The following is a 24,350-nucleotide window of genomic DNA, read 5'->3' as shown; positions in this document are numbered from 1 at the left end:
GAAAAATCAAACGAGGCGGCTTTGTTTGAGCGCGGCAGCGATGAAGCTGGCGAAGAGGGGATGCGGGTCGAACGGCTTGGATTTCAGTTCCGGGTGGAACTGGACACCGATGAACCACGGGTGTTCGGGCCGTTCGACGATCTCTGGAAGCTCGCCGTCCGGCGACATGCCGGAGAAGACGAGACCGCCCTTTTCGAGCGCATCCTTGTAGTGGATGTTCACCTCGTAGCGGTGACGGTGGCGCTCCGAGATGTCGGTGGCGCCGTAGACGCTGCCGACGACGCTGTTCGCACCGAGCTTCGCCGGGAACGCGCCAAGGCGCATCGTGCCGCCGAGGTCGCCGCCCACCTCACGCTTCTGGAGGCCTTCTTCGGACATCCACTCGGTGATGAGGCCGACGACAGGCTCGTCCGTGGGGCCGAACTCGGTGGTGGAGGCCCCTTTGATGCCGGAGAGATTCCGCGCGCCCTCGATGCAGGCCATCTGCATGCCGAGACAGATGCCGAAAAACGGTACGCCGCGCTCGCGCGCGAAGGCGACGCTGGCGATCTTGCCCTCGCTGCCCCGCTCGCCGAAGCCGCCGGGGACCAGGATGCCGTGCATGGGTTCGAGAAGCTGGGGTTCCGCCCCTTCCCCTTCGAACAGTTCGGCGTCCAGCCACTTGACGTTGACCTTGACGCGGTTCGCGATGCCGCCGTGGACGAGTGCCTCGTGCAGCGATTTGTACGCGTCCTGCAGGCCCACATACTTGCCCACGACGCCGATCGTGACTTCGCCTTCGGGGTTTTCGAGGCGGTCGACGATGTCCGTCCAGCGCGACAGGTTCGGTGAATCTTTCGCGTCGATCCCAAAGGCGCGCAGCACTTCCCGGTCCAACCCCTCGGCATGGTACTGGAGCGGCACAGCATAAATGCTCTTCGCATCAAGCGCAGGGATCACCGCTTCCTTGCGGACGTTGCAGAACAGCGCGATCTTCGCGCGGTCACTATCCGGCACGGGCTTTTCGCAGCGGCAGACGAGCACCTGCGGCTGAATGCCGAGGCTGGTCAGCTCGCGCACGCTGTGCTGCGTCGGCTTCGTCTTCAGTTCGCCCGCCGCAGCGATGAACGGGATCAGCGTGACATGGACGAAGCAGACGTTTTCGGCGCCGATATCATTCCGAAGCTGACGGATCGCTTCGATGAACGGTAGCGATTCAATGTCGCCCACCGTGCCGCCGATCTCGCAGAGCACGAAATCGAGGTCTTCGGTGTCGGCAAGCGCGAACGCCTTGATCGCGTCCGTCACGTGCGGGATTACCTGCACGGTCGCGCCGAGGAAGTCGCCGCGGCGTTCCTTGGCGATGATCTGCTGATAGATACGGCCCGAGGTGACGTTGTCGGATTGCCGCGAAGGCACCCCGGTGAACCGCTCGTAGTGGCCGAGATCGAGATCGGTCTCCGCGCCATCGTCGGTGACGTAAACCTCGCCGTGCTGATAGGGCGACATGGTTCCCGGATCGACGTTCAGATACGGGTCAAACTTGCGGATGCGCACCTTGTAGCCGCGCGCCTGCAGGAGCGCAGCGAGGCTCGCCGCCATGAGACCTTTTCCGAGCGAGGAAACCACGCCGCCGGTGATGAAAATGTACCGCGCCATGGGAGAAAACCTATAGGCGAGCAAAGGGACGGACCGCCACCCGATTCGGGGCAGCGGCGGGACTTTTTCTGTGGATGACTTTATTGCGCGGTCGGAATGTCGTCGCTGGCCGGCGCGGCGGGAAGCGCCATCGGTAGCGTATCGTCGGCAGGCGCCGGGCTACCCGGAAGCGCTGTCGGCAGACCATCGGCAGGCGCTGCGGGGGTTGCCGCCGTCGGCACGAGCGACGTATCAATCGTGGTCGGTGCCTTGGCGAGGCTCGCCATCACGGCAAGCAGGATGCTGGTGCCGAGGAACAGCGCCGCAAGAATACCGGTCGACTTGGTGAGCAGATTGCCCGCGCCGCGCGCCGTGAGCAGCCCGCCCGGGCCTCCGCCCATACCGAGCGCCCCGCCCTCGCTCCGCTGCATCAAGATCACTGCAACAAGCGCAATCGCGATCAGCGAGTGGACGACAAGAACAAAGTGCATCAGCGCGGTGGACATGCGGAACCGATCATTTCTGGCGAATTTCTGTGGGCCACATAACGACGCGGGGGCTGGAGTTCAAGCGCTCCGGCCTAGCGGACGATGCCGATGCCGAAGCGGAGACGCGTGTTGCGCTCGTCATAATCGATGAGCGCTTCGCCGTAGCCCGTGTAGAGTTGGCTGTGGAGATAGAGGTTGAGCCCCGTCCAGCGGCGCAGCGAGTAGCTCATGTCCACCTCGGCGCTGCCGCGCCCGCCTGAAAGGTTGCCTTGCAGAAATGTGCGCAGGCCGAAGCCGTCCTGCTGTTTCAGGTCGATCGTCAGGCCCGTGTAGCCGCGATAACGGGCGATGCGCTCATTGCCTTCCTTGCTGCCGACATAAGCCCAGAAACGCGGCGCTGTCGTGAGCGTCCAGCCGTTGCCGAGGCCGAAACCGACCGACGGCTCCACATAGAGCGTGTTGTAGCTGCGCGAGCCTGCGCCGTCTTTGCCGTTCGAATGGTGACGGAGTCCCGCCTGGATGCCGAGCATCGGCGCGCCGACGCTTGTGGAGCCGGGCGAGACGGCGCGCAGGAACAGTTCGGGGCTGAACGTGATGTCGTACATCGGGATCGATTCTTCGGAGAGATCCCAGAACATCCGCTGAATGTAGCCGAAATAGATGCCCGCGCGCCATTCGCGGCTGCCGGCGCCTGTGGTGAACTCACGCGGTTGGTGGCCGAAGAGACGGTAGCGGAAGCTGAGCTGGAGCTTTGCGTCCGATGGGTTCGCACCGACAAGTGCATACATCGGTTCATAGGTTTCGAACCGGCCGAGGCCGGTTGATTCGGCCTCCTGCGGGGTGGCGGTGGAAGCCGCGACGGCGACCTGGGGCGCGGGCGCCGCGGGCACGGACGTGAGACGGTAGATGACGCGCGCGAAGCCGCCGGGCGCGATTTCAGTGGGCGCAGGGCCTTCGATGGCCGCCTCACCTTCAGCCACGACGATCATTTTCGGCGCATCGAGCTTCGCAGCCGCAGCGCCATCGTTGAGAAAGATGACCTCGAACGTGCCGGAGCGCGGCGCGTTCGCCTCCGGCACGACCAGCCGCACCTCCGCTGCTGCCGGCAGGGAAACCAGCAATAGCGCAGCGGCGGCGGCGACGCGCACCCTTCAGGCTGCCGCGATGATCGGCAGGAAGTCCGCTGCCTTGAGGCTGGCGCCGCCGACGAGCGCGCCGCCGACCTCGGGCACGGCGAACAGCTCCGCCGCGTTCGACGGCTTCACCGAGCCGCCGTAGAGTATGAGGATACGGCGACCGTCTTCGCCGTAGCGGGCGACGAGGCGCGCGCGGATGGCGTTGTGCATCTCGTCCACATCACCCGCGAGCGGGGTACGTCCGGTGCCGATGGCCCACACGGGCTCATAGGCGATGACGATGCTCGCCGGATCCGCATCGGGGAGCGAGCCCTCAAGCTGTGTCCCGACGACATCGAGGTGACGCCCGGCATCACGCTCGGCCTCGGTCTCGCCCACGCAGATGATCGCGCGCAGGCCCGCGCCAATGGCAGCGGCGGCCTTTGCCTTCACGATCGCATCGGTTTCGCCGTTGTCGGTGCGGCGCTCGGAGTGGCCGACGATCACGAAGTCGCAGCCGAGATCGGCGAGCATCGGCGCGGCGATGCAGCCGGTGTGCGCGCCCGACGGGTTTGCGTGGCAATCCTGCCCGCCGATGCGCAGGCGCGAGCCCTCCGCTGCATCCTTTGCAAGGCTGACGAGCGTGAACGGCGGGGCGATGGCGACCTCGACGCGGGAGGGCGCGCTGTCCGCTGCGCGCGCGATCGCTTCCACCTCGGCAAGCGCCGCCTTCAAACCGTTCATTTTCCAGTTGCCTGCAACCAGCATCGGCTTTTCCATCAAACTCTCCATGTGCATTTACGGTAGGCCTTAGCAACGCACGCACAGACAAGCCAAGGGCGCGCTTGCCGCGCCTGCCGCAGCTACCTATAAACCGGGCGCTATTTTCATTGCCGAACGCGCGCGAAAGACCAAAGGCTCCCGATGATCAGTTTCTTCCGCAAGGCCCTCTCGTCCTGGATCGTCCTTGCCCTTCTCGGGCTGGTGCTCGTGGCCTTCATCGTCACCGGCATCGGTGATCCGTTCGGCGGCGGCCCTGCGGCGAACACGGTGGCCGTGATCGCCGGGGACGACGTTACCGATACACAGCTCTCCAGCCAGTTCGACCGGCAGCTCGCGACGATGCGGCAGGAACAGCCGGGCATCACCGCGGCGCAGGCCGTGCGCGGCGGGATGCTGGAAGGCGTGCTCGAGCGCCTGATCGGTTCGCACGCGCTCACCGCGATGGGTGAAAAGTTGGGCCTGGGCCCGAGCAAGCGACAGGTGGATGCGGAAATCGCATCGGTTGCGGCATTCCGCGGCCCCGACGGGCGCTTCTCGGAAGATGTGTTCCGGCAGGCAATCTCCTCGCAGGGGCTTACGGAAGACATGGTACGCCGCGAGATCGGCGGCGATGTCGTGCGGCGCCAGCTGCTCGGCCTCGTCGATTCGATCCCGATGACGCCGCGAAAGCTCGCCGAACCGTTCACGGCGCTGCAGCTTGAACAACGCACGCTCAACATCGGCGCCGTGCCTGCACAGTCGTTCCCCGCCCCGAAGCTGAGCGACGACGACATCCAGGCCTTCTACAAGAAGAACATCGCCAACTACACGGTGCCGGAGCGCCGCCGCATCACATACGCCCTCATCGACAGCGCCGAGATCGCGAAGACGGTGAAGGTAACGGATGCAGCGCTCGCCGATTATTTCAAGAAGCATGCCAGCGAATTCGCCGCGAGCGAGACGCGGACGCTCCGCCAAGTGGTGGTGCAGGACAAGGCGCAGGCCGACACGATCGCAAAGCGGGTGAATGGCGGCGAAGACTTCGCGGCTGTCGCCAAGGATGTGGCGGGTTATGGCGAAACCGACCTGGACCTCGGCACGCTTTCGAAAAGTGCGATGGCCGACCAGACCGCAGAGGCGGTTGCGGATGCGGCATTCAAGGCCGCATCCGGCAAGGTCGCCGGGCCGGTGCAGAGCGAATTCGGCTGGCACGTCGTGCATGTCGATGCCGTCGTGACGAAGCCTGCGCGCACGCTTGCCGAAGTGAAGGATGAGATTCGCCCGGCTGTCGAGGCAGACCTCGCCGCGAACGCCGTGGCCGACATTGTCGAGAAGGCGGACGACGCGCTTGCCGACGGTGCAAGCGTTGCCGAAGCGGCGAAAGACCTCGGCCTCACCGTGGTCCGCGTTCCGCCCGTCACGAGCGAAGGCCTGATGCTTGGCGAATCCGGTCTCCAGCTCGACCAGCGTATCCGTCCGCTTATCGAGCGGGCTTTCGCGACCGAGGAGAACGACGAGCCGACTGTCGAGGATATTTCCGATACGCTGCATGCGCTGATGGACGTGGAAGAGGTGGTGCCGCCGACACCGGTCCCGCTTGCGGATATCAAACCGCAGTTGACGGCCGCCTTGACCTTCGAGCGCCAGATGGAGGCCGCGAAGGCTGTTGCCGACAAGATTGTCGCGGGGCTCAAGGCCGGCAAGCCGCTCGCCGGCCTGCTTGCGGAAAACAAGCTGCCGCCGGTGCAGACCTTCACGGCACGCCGAATCGAAATCGCAGCGCGGCGTGAACCCGTGCCGCCGCCGATCGGCCTTGGCTTCGCACTTTCCAAGGGTGATGCGCGGGCGCTCGCGCAGCCACGTAATGGCGCGTGGTTCGTCGTGCACGTCGCGGACGTGAAGCCCGGTGATCTGGCGGAGGCGCCCGCTTTCCTGGACCAGATGCGTTCGCAGATGCAGACCGCCGCGACGAACGAGTATGCTCAGAATTTCGTGGCCGCGATCATGTCCACTGTTGGCGTCAAGCGGAACGACAAAGCCCTCGAACGCCTGAAGCAGCGCTACCTGGGCACCGCCGACCAGCCCAATTGATCGGCGCCCGATGATCCACCCCGAAGCCGCGGACTTCGCGCGGGTTTACGAGGCCGGGCGGCCACAACTCGTCTGGACGCGGCGCATCGCTGATACGGAAACCCCGGTTTCCGCGATGCTGAAGCTCGGCAAGGCGGGATCTGGCGCGTTCGTGCTCGAATCCGTGGAAGGCGGGACGGTACGCGGGCGCTATTCGCTGCTCGGTTTCGCGCCCGATCTCGTGTTCCGGGTTCGCGGTCGGCAGGCGGAGATCAATGCCCGCTTCGCTTCCGCGCCCGATGTGTTCAAGCCCGTCGACGCCGCACCGCTCGATGCGCTTCGCGAACTCGTCGCCGGGTGCCGCATGGACTTGCCGCCGGACCTGCCGCCCGCCTTCGCCTGCCTTGTCGGCTACATGGGCTATGAGACGATCGGGCTTGTCGAACCGGTGCCGACGCCGGAGAAAGACCCGCTTGGGCTTCCTGACATGCTTTTCGTGCGCCCATCGCTGTTGATGGCGTTCGACCGGCTGAAAGACGAGCTTTTCATCGCCGCGCCTGTGTTTCCGGGCGACCTTTCGGCGAGCGAGGCACTTGCGGCCGCCATCGAGCGGATCGAAACCGCCGAGGCGCGGCTTGCAGGCGCACTGCCGCAAACCGCACGCGAGACGGCGCCGCCTGCCTCGGCCGAGGTGACACACCACACTGACCCGGCGCGCTATGCGGAGATGGTTCGGCGCGCGCAGGACTATATCGTCGCGGGCGATATCTTTCAGGTTGTGCTGGCGCAGCGCTTCTCGATCCCGTTCGCGCTGTCGCCCTTCAGCCTCTACCGATCGCTGAGGCGCATCAACCCCTCGCCGTTCCTTTACATGCTGGACCTGCCGGGCTTCGCGCTGATCGGGTCCAGCCCCGAAATCCTGGTGCGCGTGCGCGAAGGCGAAGTGACCGTGCGCCCGATTGCGGGCACCCGCCCGCGCGGCGCGAATGCGGTTGAGGACGCGGCGAACCGCGACAGCCTGCTCGCCGACCCCAAGGAGCTTGCCGAACATCTGATGCTGCTCGATCTCGGACGCAACGATGTGGGCCGCGTGGCGTCGGAAGGCAGCGTTTCGGTGACGGAGCGCAACACGGTGGAGTTCTATAGCCACGTGATGCACATCGTTTCAAACGTGCGCGGCGACCTCGCGAAGGACAAGGACGCGATCGACGCGCTGATGGCCGGCTTCCCGGCGGGCACCGTCTCCGGGGCGCCCAAGGTGCGTGCGATGCAGATCATCGCCGAGTTGGAGGCCGAGAAGCGCGGTGCCTATGCGGGCGGCGTCGGCTATTTCTCACCCGACGGATCGATGGACAGCTGCATTGTACTGAGGACCGCGGTGGTGAAGGACGGCACCATGCACATTCAGGCCGGCGCAGGCATCGTCGCGGACTCAACCCCCGCCTATGAGCAGCGGGAGTGCGAGGCCAAATCCGGCGCGCTCATTGCCGCTGCGCGCGATGCCATCACCCGCGCCGGAGAGTCGGGATACGGGCAATAACTTGCCCTCCCCGCGTCCCTTGATTAGGGCGGTCGCGCCATGATCCTCGTCATCGACAATTACGACAGCTTCACCTGGAACCTCGTCCACTACCTGATGGAGCTGGGCGCGGAGGTGGAGGTGGTGCGCAACGATGCGATTTCCGCCGGGCAGGCACTTTCGAGCGGCGCGAGCGCGTTTCTGATTTCGCCCGGCCCCTGCACGCCCAATGAAGCCGGCATCAGCCTCGACATGGTCGCGGCGTGTGCGGACGCGGGGAAGCCGCTGCTCGGCGTCTGTCTCGGCCATCAGGCGATCGGGCAGCATTTCGGCGGCAAAGTGGTGCGCGGCCACCTGATGCACGGCAAGACATCGCCCGTGAGCCACGACGGCACCGGGCTTTTCGCGGGCATCCCCTCACCCTTCACCGCGACGCGCTATCATTCGCTGATCGTGGAGGACATTCCCCCAAGCCTGATCGTAAACGCATGGTCGGACGATGAAGCCGTGATGGGCTTCCGCCATGCACACCTGCCGATCCACAGCGTGCAGTTCCACCCCGAAAGCATCGCGACCGAGCATGGCCACGACATGCTCGCCAACTTCATGCGGATCGCGGGACTGACGCCGCGACCGCGCGAACTCGCCGCGTGAAACACCTGCCGGCGACCGAAGCGCCGCTTGGCGAGGCGGAAGCGCGCGCGGCATTCGATGCCATTCTGAACGCTGATGTCGAGGACGCGGAGATTGCCCGCTTTCTGACCGGCCTTGCCGAGCGCGGTGAGACGGTGGACGAGATCGTTGCTGCCGCGAGCGTACTTCGAAGCCGTATGCGGCTCGTCACGGCGCCCGAAGGCGCCATCGACGTGTGCGGCACGGGTGGTGACGGCGCGCATACGCTCAACATCTCGACGGCAGTCGCCATCGTGATCGCGGCGTGCGGTGTGCCGGTCGCCAAGCACGGCAACCGGGCGGCATCCTCGAAATCCGGCGCGGCAGACGTGCTTTCGGCGCTGGGCATCGATCTCGACCTCGCCTCGGACACGGTGGAGCGCTCGCTCGCCGAAATCGGCATCGGCTTTCTGTTCGCCGCAAAGCATCATCCGGTGATGGCGCGTGTCGCAGGCGTACGGCGTGCGATCGGTCGGCGGACGATCTTCAACATGATCGGGCCGCTCGCCAATCCGGCGGGGGTCAAAAGGCAACTCGTCGGCGTGCCGGGGCAGCAATGGGTGCTTCCGATTGCAGAAGCGCTGCAGAGGCTGGGCGCCGACGCGGCGATGGTGGTGCACGGCAGCGACGGGCTCGACGAACTGACCGTCACCGGGCCCACGACCTACACACGTCTGACCGCGGCGCACATCGAAGCCGGCGAAGTGAACCCGGAAACCGCCGGTCTCGTGCGGCACGCGCCCGAAGCGATCCGTGGAGGAACGCCGGAGGAGAATGCCGCGGCGATGCTGGATCTGCTCTCGGGTGCGCATGGAGGCTACCGCGACATTGTCTGCCTGAATGCGGCGGGGGCGCTGATCGTCGCGGGCAAGGCGCATGACTGGGCAACGGGCGCCGCGCTCGCCGCATCAGCGCTGGACGATGGACGCGCACGGGCGCTTCTTGAACGCTGGAAGGCCTTTCGATGAGTGATGTGCTGGCGGAAATCTGCGACCACAAGCGCGGGGTCGTCGCAGCGCGGAAGGCTGCGCGGCCGATCGGCGAGATCGAGGCGGCGGCGCGTGCGGCGGATGCCCCGCGCGGTTTCAAGGCGGCGCTCGATACGGCGAAGCGCGAGGGGCGCTTTGGCCTGATCGCCGAGATCAAGAAGGCGTCGCCGAGCAAGGGCCTGATCCGCGCTGATTTCGATCCGCCCGCGCTGGCGCGCGCCTATCGCGCGGGCGGAGCTTCGTGTCTTTCCGTGCTGACCGAGGAACACTGGTTTCAGGGCAGCGACGACAAGTTGATCGCGGCGCGCGGGGCCGTGCCGCTGCCGGTGCTGCGCAAGGACTTCATGGTCGACCCCTACCAGGTGGCGGAAGCGCGGGCGATCGGGGCGGATGCGATCCTCATTATCGTGGCTGCAATCGATATCGGGCTTGCGAAGGAGCTTGAGTCCGCAGCGTTCGGCTGGGGGATGGATGTTCTGGTCGAGGTGCATGATGCGGATGAGCGGGACACGGCGCTTGCGCACCTGAAATCCCGACTTCTGGGCGTGAACAATCGCAATCTCAAAACATTGCATGTCGATATTGAGACCTCGGCCGAACTCGCAGGCGGCGTGCCGGCTGATTATACGCTTGTCGGCGAAAGCGGGCTGCGGACGCGCGCGGACCTCGACCGATTGGCGGGCTTCGGCATCAACAGCTTCCTTGTCGGGGAATCGCTGATGGCGCAGGATGACGTCACCGCCGCGACGAAGCGGCTGCTGGAGGGCTGATCATGGGGCTCACCCATCTCGACGAGGCCGGCAAGGCCCGCATGGTCGACATTTCGGGCAAGGCGGTGACGGCGCGCACGGCGATCGCCGAAGGGCATATCGCCATGTCCGCAGAGGCACTTGCGGCGGTGCGCGACGACAGCGCTGCAAAAGGCAACGTGCTCGCCGTGGCGCGCATCGCGGGGATCACGGCCGCGAAAAAGACCGCCGACCTCATTCCGCTCTGCCATCCGCTGCCGCTCACCAGCGTTTCCGGGGATTTCACGCTGGAAGAAGGTGGCGTGCGCGTGGAGGCGACAGCCTCTACGACATGGGGCACGGGCGTCGAAATGGAAGCGATGACAGCGGCTTCGCTCGCGCTGCTCACGATCTATGACATGGTGAAAGCCGTGGACAAGGCGATGGTCATTTCAGGCGTACGCCTTCTGAAGAAGACCGGCGGCAAATCCGGCGACTGGACCGCGCGGGGCGGATGCTGAGCTACGAGGACGCGCTGGGGCGGCTGCTTGCGGCCTGTGAACCGGTTCCACCCGTAGACCTTCCGCTCGCCGACGCTGCCGGCCTGACGCTTGCCGATGACCTCACCGCACGGCTGACGCAGCCGCCCTTCCCGTCTTCCGCGATGGACGGCTACGCGATCCGCTGGGCCGATATGCCGGGGCCGTGGCGCGTCGTCGGCGAAAGCGCCGCGGGACGGGGCTTTGCCGGAACGGTCGGCGCGGGCGAGGCCGCCCGGATCTTCACGGGCGCGCCCTTGCCGGAGGGTGCGGACACGGTGATCGTGCAGGAAGAGGTTGGCCGCGAGGGCGAGCGGCTGACGCTCACGGGCGAAGGCCCGCCGCGCCTCGGCGCACACATCCGCGTCGCGGGCAAGGATTTCAGCGCAGGCGAGCGGCTGATCGCGGCGGGAACGCGGCTTGGGCCCCAGCACCTCGGCCTTGCCGCAGCATCCGGGCACGGCAGCCTCGCAATCAGGCGCCCCCGCGTCGCGATCCTCGCGACGGGCGATGAGCTGGTGGCGCCGGGCGAAGCGCCGCAGGCGGACCAGATCGTCAGCTCGAACGGCGTGATGCTGGCGGCACTGTTCCGTTCAGCTGGCGCGGACGTGCGCGACCTCGGCATCTTTCCCGACAATCTGGACGCCATCGGCAAGGGGCTGAAGGCCGCAAGCGATGCCGACCTCCTCGTCACCATCGGCGGCGCGTCCGTGGGCGACCACGATCTGGTGCGGGCGGCGTTGCAGGACGCGGGCGCGACGCTCGACTTCTGGAAGGTCGCGATCAAGCCCGGCAAGCCGCTGATCGCCGGATCGCTTGGGCGCGCGCGCGTGCTCGGGCTGCCGGGAAACCCGGTCTCCGCGTTCGTCTGTGCCGCGCTGTTCGCGCTGCCGATGCTCGCGCGCATGGCAGGCAGCACGAACGCCGACCCGACGATTACGGCGCGGCTGCTCGCCCCCCTGCCCGCCAACGGCAACCGCCGCGATCACCTGCGCGCGCGGCTGACGGCGGAAGGCGTGCGCGCGTTCGACACGCAGGATTCTTCCATGCTGGGCGTCCTCGCGGAGGCGAACGCGCTCATCATCCGCCCGGTGGGCGCACACGCAGCGGCGAGCGGCGCCGATGTGCCCGTGCTGGCGCTTGACAGGATTTTCGCCACCCCCTAAATGTTCTCCATTCGTTCACGAAAAGTGGAACATCTTGTGGAACGAGTCGCGAAACACGGAAGGGTGAACCGGACATGCTGACACGCAAGCAACACGAACTGCTGATGTTCATCAACGATCGGCTGCAGGCCGGCGGCGTCTCGCCCTCGTTCGAAGAGATGAAGGAAGCGCTCGATCTCAAATCAAAGTCGGGCGTGCACCGGCTGGTGAATGCGCTCGAGGAGCGGCAGTTCATCCGGCGTCTCGCGAACCGTGCACGCGCGCTCGAAGTGCTGCGTCTGCCTGAAACCGGTACGGCGGCGAAGGCCCCTGCCCGGCAAACGCCGATCATTGCGGCCGCGAACGATGACGTCATCGAACTTCCGCTGCACGGGAAAATCGCTGCGGGTATGCCGATCGAAGCGATGCAAAGCGATCGCACGCTGTCGGTTCCCGCCGCGCTCCTCGGCGCCTCGGGTGACCATTTCGCATTGGAGGTTTCCGGCGACTCCATGATCGAGGCGGGTATCCTCGATGGCGATTATGCGCTCGTCCAGAAATGCGACACGGCGCGCGACGGCGAGATCGTCGTGGCGCTCGTTGATGAGGATGAAGCGACGCTCAAGTATCTTCGCCGCGACAAGGGCGAAATCCGCCTCGATCCAGCGAACAGCGCGTACACCGCGCAGCGCTATGCGCCGAACCGCGTGCGCGTGCAGGGCAAGCTCGTGGGGCTTCTGCGCCGCTACAACTGAGGTTCAGGGACGACCTTACCGCGCCTCAATGGTGAGGTGCGCGAGTTCGTGTACGGGGCGCAGGCGCTCGCGGGCGGTTTCCGGCGGGATGCCGGTGACGGAAACGATCGCCGCGTGAACGCCCGGCCCGACCTGCCAGACGTGAAGATCGTGGATGTTCGCATCGCCGGTCTCCACGCACGCGCGGATTTCTTCGACGAGATGCGGATCGGCGGCATCGAGCAGCACGGCTGACGTATCGCGCATCAGCGTCCACGACCAGCGCGCGATCACGAGCGCGCCGACGATGCCCATGAGCGGATCAAGCCAGACCCATCCGCCATATCGCCCGGCGAGCAGCGCGGCGATGGCGAGAACGGATGTGAGGGCATCGGCAAGCACATGCAGGTAGGCGGCACGTAGATTATTGTCGCTGTGTTGGTGGCCGTGGTGCCCGTGGCCCTGATGATCATGATGGTGATCGTGGCCGTGGCCGTGACTGTGCCCGTGGTGATGCCCGCCCGACAGCAGCGCGGCGCTGACGAGATTGACCGCGAGCCCGACCACGGCAACGATCGTCGCCTCCCCGAACGCGACATCGACAGGACGCGCGAGCCGGAGCGCGGATTCGAACGCGATACCGAGTGCGATGACGCCGAGCACGAGAGCGGACGCAAAGCCCGCGAGGTCGCCGACCTTTCCGGTGCCGAACGAATAGCGCGGGTTGCCGACATTGTGCCGAGCATAGGCATAAGCGATTGCAGCGATCCCGAGCGCACCCGCGTGCGTCGCCATATGGAAGCCGTCCGCGAGAAGTGCCATCGAGCCTGTCGCGTAACCCGCGATGATCTCCGCAACCATCATCGCCGCTGTCAGCAGCACCACCCAGAGCATACGGCGTGCGTTGGCGTCGTGGTTCTTGCCCAGGAAATCGTGGGAATGGGCGCCATCGACGATGCCGGGGAAGCCACTCAATCTCGCCTCCACTTCAGCGCATGTGTCGCTTGAGTACGGTGGCGAGTTCATCCGCGCCTGCCGCGCGCTCCGCATCGCTCAGCCCGGGTGCCGCGACGTGCGCCCGCAGATGATCCTCCACAAGTTCATCCATCAGCCCGGAGACGGCGCCGCGCACGGCAGCGGCGAGATGCAGGGTTTCGCTGCACGGCGCCTCGCCGGTGATCGCACGCTCGATCGCGGCGACCTGACCGGCGATGCGGCGGACACGGGCAACAAGACGGTCCTTGTGTTCGGTTTCCTGAAGATGTGCCATACCATAGGGGGGTATCCTATGTGAGGCGCCAGCGCAACAGGCCGGCGGAGGTGTGGAGCGCGTGTTTCAGGCCAGTCGTGCGGCGTTGGATCACCGCGCCCATGAATGCGCGCCATCTTCCTCTGCAACCGACCGAATGCGCGGCCCGCTTAGCCAGATCGACAGGGCGCCCGTTTCGGCGAGCTTTGTGCGGTCCAGCTTCAGCCAGCGCGGGGTGCACCAATTCGGCAGGCGGCGATCGCTGACGATGATATCGGCGGCGGCGCACGCCGGCTCGAACGCGGCACGATCAATGAGGAGCCCGGAACGCGTGGCAAGCAGCGTCCACGCACGGCCGCCGGCCATGATGTGCGCCGTGCAGCTATCGGGCGTGCAGCGCGCGTTCGGCATGGCATCAAGGTCCCTGCTCGTGTCCTCGCCCGCGGCGTCCGCCCACATTGAGCGCACATAATCGCCTGCACGCGGCCGCAGCAGCGCCACACTGCCATCGCGGACCACGGCAAGGTGCTTCCCCTCCCCGTCAACGATGAGATCGGGCGGCTGCGCCGTCGTCATGCCGATCGCGCCGATTGCCACGGGTAGCAGCGCGAACCAACGACGGCGCGTCTGCCAGAGGCAAAACCAGACGCCGCCGAGGATCAGCACGGCAAAGGCCCAGTCCGGCGCGGCGGGGAGCCGGGACACAGCTCCGGGCATCGCCGCCGTGAACTCCGCGATGCGGATGAGGAGGTGCAACGCATGGCCAAGCAGCCAGTCGACCGGCGCGGCGAGCCCCACCATCCCGAGGAACACAGACAGGCCGAGCAGCGGCAGGATCACGAAGCTGGTTAGCGGGATCGCGGCGAGGTTCGCGGCGACGCCGTAGAGGCCCATCTGGTTGAAGTGGAAAAAGGCGATCGGCGCGAGCGCGATCTCGGCTGCGATGCCGGTGGCGAGGAGCGCAAGGACACCGTGCCACAGGCGTGCGGCGCGGCCCGCCTCCTTTCCGCCATTGAAGCGGCGCCCCAGCGGCGATTCATAGAGGGCGACGATGGCGGCGACGGCGGCGAAGCTGAGCTGGAAACTCGGCCCGAGCAGAAAATCAGGACGCACGAGCAGAATGAAGAAGGCGCCCGCCGCAACCAGACGCAGCGAGATCGCTTCCCGGCCCAGCGCGAGCCCGACGAGTACGATGAGCACGGCGATGCACGATCGCACCGTCGGGACCTCGGCGCCCGCAACAAGCGTGTAGCCGATGCCTGCGACTGCAGCGGCGAGCGCGGCGATCAGCTTGATGTCCGTGCCGAGCGCAAGGCGTTCGCTCTGCGCGAGCAGGCGCCGCGTGCCCCAAAGCACCCCGCCAACCACGACAGCGATGTGCAGGCCTGAGATCGAGATGAGGTGCGCAAGGCCGCTGTCGCGCATTGCTTCGGTGACGTCATCGGGAAGGCCGCCGCGATCTCCCGTGACCAGTGCGGCGGCGAGGCCGCCTTCCCTGCCGCCGACACCGTCTTGAAGACGCTTGGTGAGCGCGCTGCGGAACGCTTCGAAACGGCGGACGAATCCGGGGCGATCGGGTGCGGGCGCCACGACGGTGACGTCTGAAAGTGCATAGCCGACAGCGCCGATACCATCGAACCAGGCGCGGCGCGCGAAGTGGTAGCCGCCGGGAATGTTCGGCCCGGGAGGCGGCGACAGCGATGCGCGCAGAGCGACGCGCGCACCGGGGACGAGACTTTCCGCCGCATTGCCCCGGATACCGACCCGGGCCGTGAGGCCGGGCGGCAGGCCCGAGATATCCGTGAGCAGCAGGCGCGTTCGCCCCTCGGCAGGGCGGGCATCGACGCGATCCACCGTGGCTTCGATCATGAGCGCACTCCACGAGCGCTCGACCACCGGTGCGCGCACCTGCTCGGCGCGCACCCATGCCGTGCCGACACCCAGCGCAAAAAGCAGCCCGAAAGCGGAGAGCGCTATGCGCGGAAGGCCGCCAGCCAGCAGGCCGAACGCGGCAAGCGCGCCGCCAAGCAGCATCGCCGCAACCCATTCACGCGGCGAGGGCAGCGCGAACCAGGCGGCAATGCCGAGCCCAAGCGCGACAGGCGCGAACAGCACGAGCTGGTGCCGTTCTTCCGCCAGCCAGATTTCGGCAGCCTCATGCATGCGGGACAGACGCGCGCGCGGCGACGCTCCAGCTTCGACCGGCCCGGTTTGAACGGCTGGCAGCGTTATGATAGAGCCCCCCGACTTTCTTCAGTTTCGGACAGGATCTTCATGGGCGCAAGCGCCAAAACCCCGGTCGTCACCCGCTTTGCACCGAGCCCGACCGGCTTCCTCCACATCGGCGGCGCGCGCACCGCGCTGTTCAATCTGCTTTACGCGAAGGCGACCGGCGGGACGTTCAAGCTGCGTATCGAAGATACCGACAAGGCGCGTTCCACCAAGGAAGCGATCGATGCGATCATCGACGGGCTTTCCTGGCTGAACCTCGATTGGGACGGCGAGATCGTCTACCAGTCGGAACGCGAGGCTCGGCACGCGGAGGTCGCGCGGGGGCTGCTGGAGACGGGCGGCGCTTACAAGTGCTTCGCGAGCGCGGAAGAGCTGGAGCAGATGCGCGAAACCGCGCGCGCCGAAAAGCGCCCGATGCGCTACGACGGGCGCTGGCGCGACCGCGACCCTTCTGAAGCACCCGACGGTGCGCCCTACGTGATCCGCCTGAAGGCACCGCAGGAGGGTGAAGTGACCATCACCGATGCCGTGCAGGGCGCGGTGACGGTGAAGAACGCAGAGCTCGACGATTTCGTGCTGCTGCGCTCTGATGGAACGCCGACGTACATGCTGGCGGTGGTCGTCGATGACCACGACATGGGCGTAACGCACGTGATCCGCGGCGATGACCATTTGAACAACGCCTTCCGTCAGCTCGCACTGATCCGTGCGCTCGGCTGGTCGGAGCCGAGCTATGCGCATGTTCCGCTGATCCACGGCGCGGACGGCGCCAAACTTTCGAAGCGGCACGGGGCGCTAGGCGTCGATGCCTACCGCGACATGGGGTTCCTGCCCGAAGCGCTGGAAAACTATTTGCTCCGGCTCGGCTGGGGCCACGGCGACCAGGAGTTTTTCACGCGGGACGAAGCCGCCGCAGTCTTCACGCTGGAGGGCATCGGGCGCAACCCGGCACGACTCGACTTCAAGAAACTGGAGAACGTCAACGGCCATTATCTGCGCAGCGCCGACGACCCCCGGCTGGTACGGCTGATCGAACGGCGGATTGCCGCCATGCTGGCGCGCGATCTGACACCGCAAGAGCGAGACTTGCTGCTCCGCACAATGCCGCATCTGAAGCCAAGAGCGAAAGATTTGAACGAGTTGGCCGCTTCAAGCGCATTTCTGTTTCGGCAGCGCCCAATAACACTCGACGAAAAGGCCGAAGGGTTGCTAGACAGCGCCGGCAGAGGGCGCCTTGCTGCACTGCGGGAGGTTATCGCCGGCGTCGGCGAATGGACGACCGCGGCCATCGAGGCAGCCGTGCGGGATTACGCGGAGCGCGAAGAGATCGGGCTCGGCAAGCTGGCACAGCCCCTGCGCGCGGCGTTAACGGGAACCACGACGTCGCCGGGTATATTCGAAGTGCTTGAAGTGATGGGGCGCGATGAGAGCCTCGGCAGGATAGACGATCAAGTTGGGAAGACGGCCTAGACCGCCAACGACAACGGAAGGGTGAGCGAGCCATGAGCAACACGACTGCGAAGCTGGATCTGGGCGGCAAGGCCAGCGACTACCCGGTGCTTTCGGGCTCGGTCGGGCCGGATGTCGTCGATATTCGCAAGCTCTACGGCAACACCGGCGCCTTTACCTACGATCCCGGCTTCACCTCGACCGCATCTTGCGAATCGAAGATCACGTACATCGACGGCGACCAGGGCGTGCTGCTCCACCGCGGCTACCCGATCGATCAGCTCGCCGAAAAGTCGAGCTTCATGGAAGTCGCGTACCTGCTGATGCGCGGCGAGCTTCCGAACCCGAACGAGTATGACGAGTTCGTGCGCACGATCACGCGCCACACGATGATCCACGAACAGCTCGCGATGTTCTATCGCGGCTTCCGGCGCGACGCGCACCCGATGGCGATCATGTGCGGCGTCGTCGGCGCGCTCTCGGCCTTCTACCACGACTCGACCGACATCAACGATCCCGTCCAGCGCCGGATCGCGAGCCACCGACTGATCGCCAAGATGCCGACCATCGCGGCGATGGCTTACAAATATTCGGTGGGCCAGCCGTTCCTCTATCCGGACAACAGCCTCTCCTACACGGGCAACTTCCTGCGCATGACCTTTGGCGTGCCGGCGGAGCCCTATGAGGTGGATCCGGTGATCGAGAAGGCGATGGACAAGATCTTCATCCTCCATGCCGACCACGAGCAGAACGCCTCGACCTCGACCGTGCGTCTCGCCGGTTCGTCAGGCGCCAATCCGTTTGCGTGCATCGCGGCCGGCATCGCCTGCCTGTGGGGCCCGGCGCACGGCGGCGCCAACGAGGCCGCCCTCGAAATGCTGCGCGAGATCGGCACGCCCGACAAGATTCCGGAATATATCAAGCGCGCCAAGGACAAGGACGACCCGTTCCGCCTGATGGGCTTCGGTCACCGTGTCTACAAGAACTACGACCCGCGGGCGAAGGTCATGCAGAAGACGGCGAACGAGGTTCTCGCCAAGCTGGGCGTCACCGACCCGGTGTTCGACGTGGCGCGCGAGCTGGAGCACCTCGCGCTCAACGACGAGTATTTCATCGAGAAGAAGCTGTACCCGAACGTGGACTTCTATTCGGGCGTGATCCTTTCGGCGATCGGCTTCCCGACCTCCATGTTCACCGTGCTTTTCGCGCTCGCCCGCACCGTGGGCTGGGTCGCGCAGTGGAACGAGATGATCGAGGATCCGGCGCAGAAGATCGGCCGCCCGCGCCAGCTCTACACCGGCGCAACGGCGCGCGACTATGTGGAGATCACGAACCGCTGATCGGCGGGTCAACATACGGAAACCAACGGGCGCCTTCGGGCGCCCGATTTCGTTTGCGCCTTCAACGCATCGCGGCGCGGGCGTCCAGCATCGGTTGCTGGGACACCGTAATGCCGCCGCTCCACGGCCTATCGAGATCGAGGATCAGCAGCAGGGCGAGCGTAAGGAGCGCGAACAGAATCGTGGTGACGACGCGATGCTTGCCGCCCGATCCGCCAAGAACGTACCCGACGATAGCCGCAGACATCATGGCATAAAGGATCAGCACTTCTATCACGCGTCCGGGAACACGCGCGATGCGCTCCGCCTTCCGGGCACTCGCCACATCGAACATTTCGTTGGTTGCGGTAACGATCGTGGCGGCAACAGGCGGAGGCGCATCGCGGATCGCGGCGCGCATATCCGCCCACAGCTTTGCCTGCGCCTTGACGGTCTCCACTTCCACACTCTCTGCGTTGTCCTCGGCTGCGGGCAACTTCAGGCGAACATCGGTGTAATCTGCAATCGCCCTTTGCAGCTCCGTCCCGGAGCTCTCACCCGCGAGTTCTGCTCGAAGCCAGGTCGTGCTGATGGCGTTCGCTTCCGTTACCACAAGCGCGCGGCGCGTATCGTACCGGTTAAGCGCCAGAGAAAAGGTGAACGCGATCAATAAGCCAAGGAGCGCGAGCGCGGCCGACAGAAGATACCCCTCGCCGCCGCCTTCACCATCCCTCTCGGTGCCACCGGCCTGGCGAAGACGTGCACCTAGCCGCGCGCACAAAGTCATCGCGGCAAACAGACCTATGCCGAGCAGCCAAAGATTTTCGGAAATTAATGCCGTGTCGAGCAAGCTCATATATGCGGCGTGTCAGTCTGATACCGGCAGCGTGAGCGTGAAGCGGGCGCCCATGCCCTTGTGGCTTTCGAGCGTAAGGCCGCCATTCATGAGCTCGGCGAGGCGACGCGAAATGTGGAGACCGAGGCCGGTCCCCTCGCCGCTCGCCACATAGGGCGGCGTCGGCAGCTGCTCGAACTTCTCGAACACGCGTGCCTGGTCTTCCGGCGCGATGCCGGGGCCTGAGTCCCAGACGGTGACGGCGACATAGCCGGGCAGCGACGTCGCCGGCTCAGCGCCAACGAAGCCGCCTTCCGGCGTGAACTTCACAGCGTTGGTGAGCAGGTTGACGAGAATCTGGAGCGTACGCCGGCGATCACCCCGCGCCCGCAACGGCGCATCGAGCGCGACGGCCTTGATATCGATATTGCGCGCCGATGCCTTCATCTGGACCATCGCGCGCGCCTGCTCGATGAGCGCGGCAAGGTCGAAATCCTCGGTATCGAGGTCGATCTCGCCGGAATCGAGGCTGGAGATGTCGAGCAGATCCTGAATGAGGCCGAGCAGGTGGCGCCCGGCGTTGGCGATGTCGCCCGCATATTCGACGTACTGCGCCTTGAGCGGACCATGGACTTCATGGTTCATCGCCTCGGCAAAGCCGATGATGGCGTTGAGCGGCGTGCGCAGCTCGTGGCTCATCGACGAGAGGAAATTGGCTTTTGCGGTGCGGCCAAGCTCCGTGCGCATGCGCTCTATGAGGCGCGCGCTATCGGGCACCACTGCCGCGACGCCGCGATACCCGCAGCCGCCATCCTTGGTAGGAACGGCGACGCCCGCAAGACGATAGAGCCGCGTCGCGCCGCCCTGCGTGGTGACCGACATCAGCTGATCGCGGAAGCTGGAACCCCGCGCCTGCGCGGTTTCATAGGGCACTTCGCCGTTTTCGCCGCGCAGCAGCGTGCCGATCGCGGTCAGCGGACGGCCGAGAAGCGCGCCTGCGGGCTGCCCGACCAGAAGCTCCAGCGCGCGGGAAATCGAGGTGAGCGATCCACGGCTGTCCGTCTCCCAATACCAGTCGGAATTGACGCGAACGAGCTCATCGCCCTGCCAGCCAGCAAGGGTTTCGCGCTCGCGCTCTCCAACCGTAGTGGACGATTCCCGCATGATTCCTACGAATTTCAACTCGTTGCGGGCCTGTGTCGACACGGGCACGAAACGAATGTGAAAATGACGCGGTTCGCTTAAAAGCTCAAGAGTGAAGCTTGCGGAAACCGATTCTCCTGCCGGTGCCAGCGCAGCGACCAGCCGGGACGCAAGTTCGCCGGGCGTGAGCATCGCTGCGCGTTCAAGCTCGGTGTAAGCCGCGTTGGCTTCAAAAAGCGCGCCGGTTGACGAACATTCGAATACGACGGCGCCGGCAAGCGCAGGATCAGCTGCCGCGAGCACATCGAACGCGCTCGCATGACCGGGGCGAATGTCGCGCGGCTCAAACATGGCCGCTACGCGGCACCCTCGTTCAGATCGTCTATCGCCTGTCGAAGGCCGGCATCGAGCTGCCAATAGTTCAGCACGCGGCGCGCAGAGGCGACATCGAGGTCGTCGTGAAGACGGAGAACTTCCGCGACCGCCGAAGGTGGCCGCGCGCTTGCCGCGTTGCCCAGATCGCCAAGCACGATCACGAGTGACGCCGTGGCGTCACGGCTGACGTCAACGGCCTTCGCCAACACGATAAAGCTCTCGCTCGCAGGATCGGTGACGATCCGCCACACGGTATTGAAAGCGATCTTCGCGCGGGCTGCAAACGCTGCGGTGAAAAGGCTGAGCCGCCCCTGGCGAAGGGTGCGAAGCAGGAAGCCGTCCGTCAGCTCGCCAAGTTCGTTGAGGCGCCGCGCAAGCTGGAGCGCGCGGGATTGCACGGACTGCGTGTCGTCGTATTCCACCATCGCGCGCTTCGCCGCGCGTTCGAGCATCGGATCGAGCACGGCCTGATCGATGACGAAATTCTTGAGAATGTGTCGGCGGAGCGCTGCCGCGACCCACCAATACACCTCGTGCGCGAGGTCGGCGGGCAGATCGTTTTGCGTGAGCAGCGGCTGCTGGAACTGGCCGTTGCGCTTGCTCTCGGCAACCAGAAGCTCCATCGCGCGCCGCGAAAGCACTGGGTCTTCGGTGCGGATCAGGCCTTCGAGGACATCGTCTTCGCCGCCTTTGAAGCCACGCTCGGCCAGTGCCTCCGTGAGCGGCGGCGAGACCGTTTCGCGCAGCGCGATCGCCATGCGGTGCTCTTCGGCACACTGGATGACGATGTCCATGAGCGCGGGGTTGCGCACCACGCGGCTGCGCTCCAGAATCGGCCGCGCCACCTCGATGCTGTCGCTTGCGAGCCGGGCTTCGAGCTCCGGCTGCGATGCGGGCGAACGGCTGAGCGCATCGACAAGGTGCCGGCGCACCTCCATTTCGATGGTCCCGAGCAGACGCCCGAGCACATCCGTCATCAGGGCGCGCTGCTGATCGGTAAGCCGCTGTGCCGCGGGCAGGAAAAGATCGGTGACCGCGTTCGCAATCTGTGCCCGCGCTGCGCCGGAACGGCCAGCGGCGAGACCCAGCAGCGCCTGAACGTCGATTGGCCGGTCCAGCGGCAAGACAACCCCTCTTTGGTGCAACCCGTATATTTTCTCGGATGTCGAACCTAGAGGGATGCGCCTAAAATTGAATTAACCTAGAAGCGCGTGCGCCAGCCAATTTCGATCGCCGTTTTTGCATCACTGACGCCCGGCGTGTTCGGCGCATCGGTATCATAGCGCGCCTCAAGGCTGATATCCCCGAACGCCGTGGGGAGTTCGGTGCCGATTTCAAAGGCGTTGTAAGTCTCGCGATTGAGCGAAAGGTTGTTGTTCCTGAGGTTGCTCGTCTTGTTGATGTCGACGCGGCGATAGGTGCCGTAGAAACGGCGGTTCTTAGCGTCCGTGACGGAGAGACCAGCGGTCCAGAGTTCGCTGTCGCCATCGAGGCTGTGGCCAAACGCGCGGTCGCGATAGGTGAAGCCGTCGAAGTATATGAAATTATTATACATACTTCCGGGATAGGTTTTGCCACCCCCGAGCTTCACCGCAAGCGTATCGGACCATTCGCCCAGAAGTGTCCAGCTCGCGCCGTTGTCACCGATCGGACCGGACAGCGTGAACCCCGCCATGCGCGAGAACTGCTCGATAAGGAGGTTGTCCTCGTCCTCGGCTTCCCACTCCGTGTAAGCCTGCACCGCGACGTTGCCGATCATGCGCGTATAGCTGACGTCGAACCCGGCGATCTGGTTGCCGGGCTCGTTCAAGGTGCCCGTGTTGTCGGCGTCGCCGATGCCGACAACGGCGTCAAAGATCGTGCCGAGCCCGCAGGGGCGCCCGCTGCCGCAGAGTTGAAGTCCGCGATTGAGGCCGACTTCGAGGCCCGGGACGGGTTCGAACGATAGGCGCATCCCCGCGATGGCGGGATTGTTGTAGTCCGCGCGCTTTTCGGTCGCGATGCCTGCGAAGATATCGAGACGCCAAGGGCCGAACCAGCGGAGCACGGGAAAGTCGATCGGCTCGGGCACCAGCCGCTTGATACCGACGCGCGGGATCGGGCGGGCGTTCGTAGAGAAGAGCAGCGCGCTGTCGTGACCCGGACCCCACCACGTATCGACATAGCCGCCGTAGAGCGCCCAGTTGCCGATCGGGAGCGCGAGTGTCGCCGGCTCGAAGTGGAAATCGCGGCCCTGCTGACCATCACGCCAGCCGACGCCGTAAGAGACATAGAGCTTGCCGAGCTCATGCTCGGCACGGACGGTGACGTCGCCGTCCTCGCGGGCGGTATCGCCGAAATCGCGGACGACGGACGCGCGATTGGTGCCGCGGGCGCGGACCTCGTAGCGGCTCTTCTGGCCGTCGCGCTCTGAAAGGATCGTGAGTCGGCGCACGGCAGCGCCGAGATGCGGCGGCAGCGCCTGGCCGTTCGCGCGCTCAAGCCCCTCAGCGACCTGCGCCCACGGCAGAGGCCATGCATTGACGGGGCCGTGGATCAGCCCGGCGGCTTTCAGAAGCTCGACATCGGCGCGGACCTGGCGGTCGCCCGCTTCAAGCCATGGACCTGCGACAGCGGGCATCGACGACAGCAGTACGGCGGCGGCCGCAACAAGAGACTTCATGCAGCACTCTCCCCTTTCGCGCCAAGCCAGCGCTCCGCGATATCCAGCGCCCGCGCGTCGTCAACGTCGAGCCAAGCGCCATCCCCGGTTTCGACCGCGCGCGCAAGCCCCGACGCGGCGAGCGCGGCAACACCCTGCGACAGGCTGGGCGTGGAAAGCCCGGAAAGCGCATCAAACAGCGGCTTGCCCACGGAAAAGACCCCGGTGTCATATCCGTTGAAGGGCTCAAGGTGCTTGCCGATGGCGACGATGGCATCCCCTTCGGTGCGGACGCGTGTGACGTCATCCTCGTCGATCCAGGCGTGGCCGATACGGCGATCGACGCCAAGCAGCAGCGCGTCGTCCTCGGCGCGCGCCTCGGCCACGGCACGGTAGAGCGCGGGGTCGACGAGATGGTCGGCCATTACAAGCAAGGCCCGCGACGCAATGAACGGCGCGGCCGCCAGCGCCGAGACGCCGTTCGGCAGCGCCGGGTCAGCGACAGTGACCGTGCGTACGCCGAGCGGCAGATTCCATTCCGCGAGCGCCGCCGCGACATCTTCTGCACGGTGCCCGAGCACCACCGTGATGTCATCGACACCGGCTTCGGCGAGACGCAAGGCCGTGTGGAGCAGCAACGGCCGACCCGCGACCTGTGCGAGCGGCTTCGATGGCGCGTGGCTACGCAGCCGGCTGCCGAAACCGGCGGCAAGCACAATGGCCTGCACA

At 65.7% G+C, this 24,350-nt stretch carries 22 protein-coding genes; 10 read left to right on the top strand and 12 right to left on the bottom strand.

The genetic code is table 11. The features are described from left to right. Positions 1 to 6: 6 nt before the first annotated feature. From DFR51_RS07470 to tpiA, 4 genes are all read right to left on the bottom strand, one after another. A complete protein-coding gene (locus DFR51_RS07470) occupies positions 7 to 1,638 on the bottom strand; it encodes a CTP synthase (RefSeq protein ID WP_121048692.1) in 1,632 nt (543 codons plus the stop codon). An 80-nt stretch (positions 1,639 to 1,718) separates the two neighbouring features. Then, positions 1,719 to 2,108 (bottom strand): preprotein translocase subunit SecG, encoded by a 390-nt coding sequence (secG, locus tag DFR51_RS07465; protein WP_243446548.1) that lies wholly within the window; start codon positions 2,106 to 2,108, stop codon positions 1,719 to 1,721. Between the two features lie 89 nt (positions 2,109 to 2,197). Beyond that, the gene (locus tag DFR51_RS07460) at positions 2,198 to 3,253 is read right to left on the bottom strand and encodes a phospholipase A (protein WP_121048686.1); all 1,056 of its coding nucleotides are present in this window, start codon (positions 3,251 to 3,253) and stop codon (positions 2,198 to 2,200) included. 3 nt (positions 3,254 to 3,256) lie between these two features. Then, positions 3,257 to 4,000, bottom strand: coding sequence for a triose-phosphate isomerase (gene tpiA / locus DFR51_RS07455; protein ID WP_197723620.1), 744 nt, complete (start codon positions 3,998 to 4,000; stop codon positions 3,257 to 3,259). Between the two features lie 144 nt (positions 4,001 to 4,144). On the opposite strand from tpiA, the gene DFR51_RS07450 reads away from it, so the two are divergent. The 8 genes from DFR51_RS07450 to lexA all read left to right on the top strand — a co-directional run bounded on the left by DFR51_RS07450 (position 4,145) and on the right by lexA (position 12,399). Further along, complete coding sequence (locus DFR51_RS07450) at positions 4,145 to 6,073, top strand: SurA N-terminal domain-containing protein (RefSeq protein WP_121048683.1); 1,929 nt, start codon at positions 4,145 to 4,147, stop codon at positions 6,071 to 6,073. Between the two features lie 10 nt (positions 6,074 to 6,083). After that, complete coding sequence (gene trpE / locus DFR51_RS07445; protein WP_121048680.1) at positions 6,084 to 7,592, top strand: anthranilate synthase component I; 1,509 nt, start codon at positions 6,084 to 6,086, stop codon at positions 7,590 to 7,592. Positions 7,593 to 7,631: 39 nt separating this feature from the next. Continuing rightward, entirely contained in the window at positions 7,632 to 8,225 is a 594-nt protein-coding gene (locus DFR51_RS07440; RefSeq protein ID WP_121048677.1) for an anthranilate synthase component II, read from the top strand. Then, complete coding sequence (gene trpD, locus DFR51_RS07435; RefSeq protein ID WP_121048674.1) at positions 8,222 to 9,211, top strand: anthranilate phosphoribosyltransferase; 990 nt, start codon at positions 8,222 to 8,224, stop codon at positions 9,209 to 9,211. The genes DFR51_RS07440 and trpD overlap by 4 nt, the downstream gene beginning before the upstream one ends. Further along, positions 9,208 to 10,002: an indole-3-glycerol phosphate synthase TrpC gene (gene trpC / locus DFR51_RS07430; protein ID WP_121048671.1), complete on the top strand. Its 795-nt coding sequence runs from the start codon at positions 9,208 to 9,210 to the stop codon at positions 10,000 to 10,002. Before trpD ends, trpC begins: the two co-directional genes overlap by 4 nt. Next, on the top strand, positions 10,002 to 10,481 hold the full coding sequence (moaC, locus tag DFR51_RS07425; RefSeq protein WP_121048668.1) for a cyclic pyranopterin monophosphate synthase MoaC: 480 nt from the start codon (positions 10,002 to 10,004) through the stop codon (positions 10,479 to 10,481). The genes trpC and moaC overlap by 1 nt, the downstream gene beginning before the upstream one ends. Continuing rightward, positions 10,475 to 11,665 (top strand): molybdopterin molybdotransferase MoeA, encoded by a 1,191-nt coding sequence (locus DFR51_RS07420; RefSeq protein WP_121048665.1) that lies wholly within the window; start codon positions 10,475 to 10,477, stop codon positions 11,663 to 11,665. The genes moaC and DFR51_RS07420 overlap by 7 nt, the downstream gene beginning before the upstream one ends. Before the next feature lie 74 nt (positions 11,666 to 11,739). Further along, positions 11,740 to 12,399 carry a transcriptional repressor LexA gene (gene lexA / locus DFR51_RS07415; RefSeq protein ID WP_121048662.1) on the top strand — a complete coding sequence of 220 codons (660 nt, stop codon included), beginning with the start codon at positions 11,740 to 11,742 and terminating at the stop codon, positions 12,397 to 12,399. A 15-nt stretch (positions 12,400 to 12,414) separates the two neighbouring features. On the opposite strand, the gene dmeF is transcribed toward lexA, so the two are convergent. The 3 genes from dmeF to DFR51_RS07400 form a co-directional block, all read right to left on the bottom strand. Beyond that, entirely contained in the window at positions 12,415 to 13,353 is a 939-nt protein-coding gene (dmeF, locus tag DFR51_RS07410) for a CDF family Co(II)/Ni(II) efflux transporter DmeF (RefSeq protein ID WP_276330558.1), read from the bottom strand. 13 nt (positions 13,354 to 13,366) lie between these two features. After that, positions 13,367 to 13,648, bottom strand: a complete 282-nt coding sequence (locus DFR51_RS07405; protein ID WP_121048656.1) for a metal/formaldehyde-sensitive transcriptional repressor — start codon at positions 13,646 to 13,648, stop codon at positions 13,367 to 13,369. 90 nt (positions 13,649 to 13,738) lie between these two features. Further along, entirely contained in the window at positions 13,739 to 15,790 is a 2,052-nt protein-coding gene (locus DFR51_RS07400; protein WP_121048653.1) for a ComEC/Rec2 family competence protein, read from the bottom strand. Between the two features lie 111 nt (positions 15,791 to 15,901). Between DFR51_RS07400 and gltX the strand changes: the two genes are divergently transcribed. Together gltX and DFR51_RS07390 are read left to right on the top strand one after the other, a co-directional pair. Next, a complete protein-coding gene (gene gltX / locus DFR51_RS07395) occupies positions 15,902 to 17,329 on the top strand; it encodes a glutamate--tRNA ligase (RefSeq protein WP_121048649.1) in 1,428 nt (475 codons plus the stop codon). 32 nt (positions 17,330 to 17,361) lie between these two features. Then, positions 17,362 to 18,648, top strand: a complete 1,287-nt coding sequence (locus DFR51_RS07390; RefSeq protein WP_121048645.1) for a citrate synthase — start codon at positions 17,362 to 17,364, stop codon at positions 18,646 to 18,648. A 61-nt stretch (positions 18,649 to 18,709) separates the two neighbouring features. Here DFR51_RS07390 and DFR51_RS07385 read toward each other — a convergent pair whose 3' ends face one another. From DFR51_RS07385 to DFR51_RS07365, 5 genes are all read right to left on the bottom strand, one after another. After that, entirely contained in the window at positions 18,710 to 19,483 is a 774-nt protein-coding gene (locus tag DFR51_RS07385) for a bestrophin-like domain (RefSeq protein WP_121048642.1), read from the bottom strand. 12 nt (positions 19,484 to 19,495) lie between these two features. Then, the gene (locus DFR51_RS07380) at positions 19,496 to 20,956 is read right to left on the bottom strand and encodes a sensor histidine kinase (protein ID WP_121048639.1); all 1,461 of its coding nucleotides are present in this window, start codon (positions 20,954 to 20,956) and stop codon (positions 19,496 to 19,498) included. 5 nt (positions 20,957 to 20,961) lie between these two features. Beyond that, entirely contained in the window at positions 20,962 to 22,104 is a 1,143-nt protein-coding gene (locus tag DFR51_RS07375) for a DUF2336 domain-containing protein (protein WP_121048636.1), read from the bottom strand. A 77-nt stretch (positions 22,105 to 22,181) separates the two neighbouring features. Continuing rightward, a complete protein-coding gene (locus tag DFR51_RS07370; protein WP_121048633.1) occupies positions 22,182 to 23,642 on the bottom strand; it encodes a capsule assembly Wzi family protein in 1,461 nt (486 codons plus the stop codon). Continuing rightward, positions 23,639 to 24,349 carry a phosphocholine cytidylyltransferase family protein gene (locus DFR51_RS07365; RefSeq protein WP_121048630.1) on the bottom strand — a complete coding sequence of 237 codons (711 nt, stop codon included), beginning with the start codon at positions 24,347 to 24,349 and terminating at the stop codon, positions 23,639 to 23,641. Before DFR51_RS07365 ends, DFR51_RS07370 begins: the two co-directional genes overlap by 4 nt. Between the last annotated feature and the right edge of the window lies 1 nt (position 24,350).

It is taken from the genome of Sphingosinicella microcystinivorans (assembly GCF_003634215.1).
Classification (GTDB): Bacteria; Pseudomonadota; Alphaproteobacteria; order Sphingomonadales; family Sphingomonadaceae; genus Sphingosinicella; species Sphingosinicella microcystinivorans.
The sequence above is the reverse complement of the archived record's forward strand: the minus strand, read 5'-3'. Positions and strand labels throughout refer to the sequence as shown.

Coding starts and splice junctions, on each gene's coding strand:
- DFR51_RS07470 (WP_121048692.1), bottom strand. CDS start 1,638: ATGGCGCGGTACATTTTCATCACCGGCGGCGTGGTTTCCTCGCTCGGA.
- secG (WP_243446548.1), bottom strand. CDS start 2,108: ATGCACTTTGTTCTTGTCGTCCACTCGCTGATCGCGATTGCGCTTGTT.
- tpiA (WP_197723620.1), bottom strand. CDS start 4,000: ATGGAAAAGCCGATGCTGGTTGCAGGCAACTGGAAAATGAACGGTTTG.
- DFR51_RS07450 (WP_121048683.1), top strand. CDS start 4,145: ATGATCAGTTTCTTCCGCAAGGCCCTCTCGTCCTGGATCGTCCTTGCC.
- trpE (WP_121048680.1), top strand. CDS start 6,084: ATGATCCACCCCGAAGCCGCGGACTTCGCGCGGGTTTACGAGGCCGGG.
- DFR51_RS07440 (WP_121048677.1), top strand. CDS start 7,632: ATGATCCTCGTCATCGACAATTACGACAGCTTCACCTGGAACCTCGTC.
- trpC (WP_121048671.1), top strand. CDS start 9,208: ATGAGTGATGTGCTGGCGGAAATCTGCGACCACAAGCGCGGGGTCGTC.
- DFR51_RS07420 (WP_121048665.1), top strand. CDS start 10,475: ATGCTGAGCTACGAGGACGCGCTGGGGCGGCTGCTTGCGGCCTGTGAA.
- lexA (WP_121048662.1), top strand. CDS start 11,740: ATGCTGACACGCAAGCAACACGAACTGCTGATGTTCATCAACGATCGG.
- DFR51_RS07405 (WP_121048656.1), bottom strand. CDS start 13,648: ATGGCACATCTTCAGGAAACCGAACACAAGGACCGTCTTGTTGCCCGT.
- DFR51_RS07400 (WP_121048653.1), bottom strand. CDS start 15,790: ATGCATGAGGCTGCCGAAATCTGGCTGGCGGAAGAACGGCACCAGCTC.
- gltX (WP_121048649.1), top strand. CDS start 15,902: ATGGGCGCAAGCGCCAAAACCCCGGTCGTCACCCGCTTTGCACCGAGC.
- DFR51_RS07390 (WP_121048645.1), top strand. CDS start 17,362: ATGAGCAACACGACTGCGAAGCTGGATCTGGGCGGCAAGGCCAGCGAC.
- DFR51_RS07385 (WP_121048642.1), bottom strand. CDS start 19,483: ATGAGCTTGCTCGACACGGCATTAATTTCCGAAAATCTTTGGCTGCTC.
- DFR51_RS07380 (WP_121048639.1), bottom strand. CDS start 20,956: ATGTTTGAGCCGCGCGACATTCGCCCCGGTCATGCGAGCGCGTTCGAT.
- DFR51_RS07370 (WP_121048633.1), bottom strand. CDS start 23,642: ATGAAGTCTCTTGTTGCGGCCGCCGCCGTACTGCTGTCGTCGATGCCC.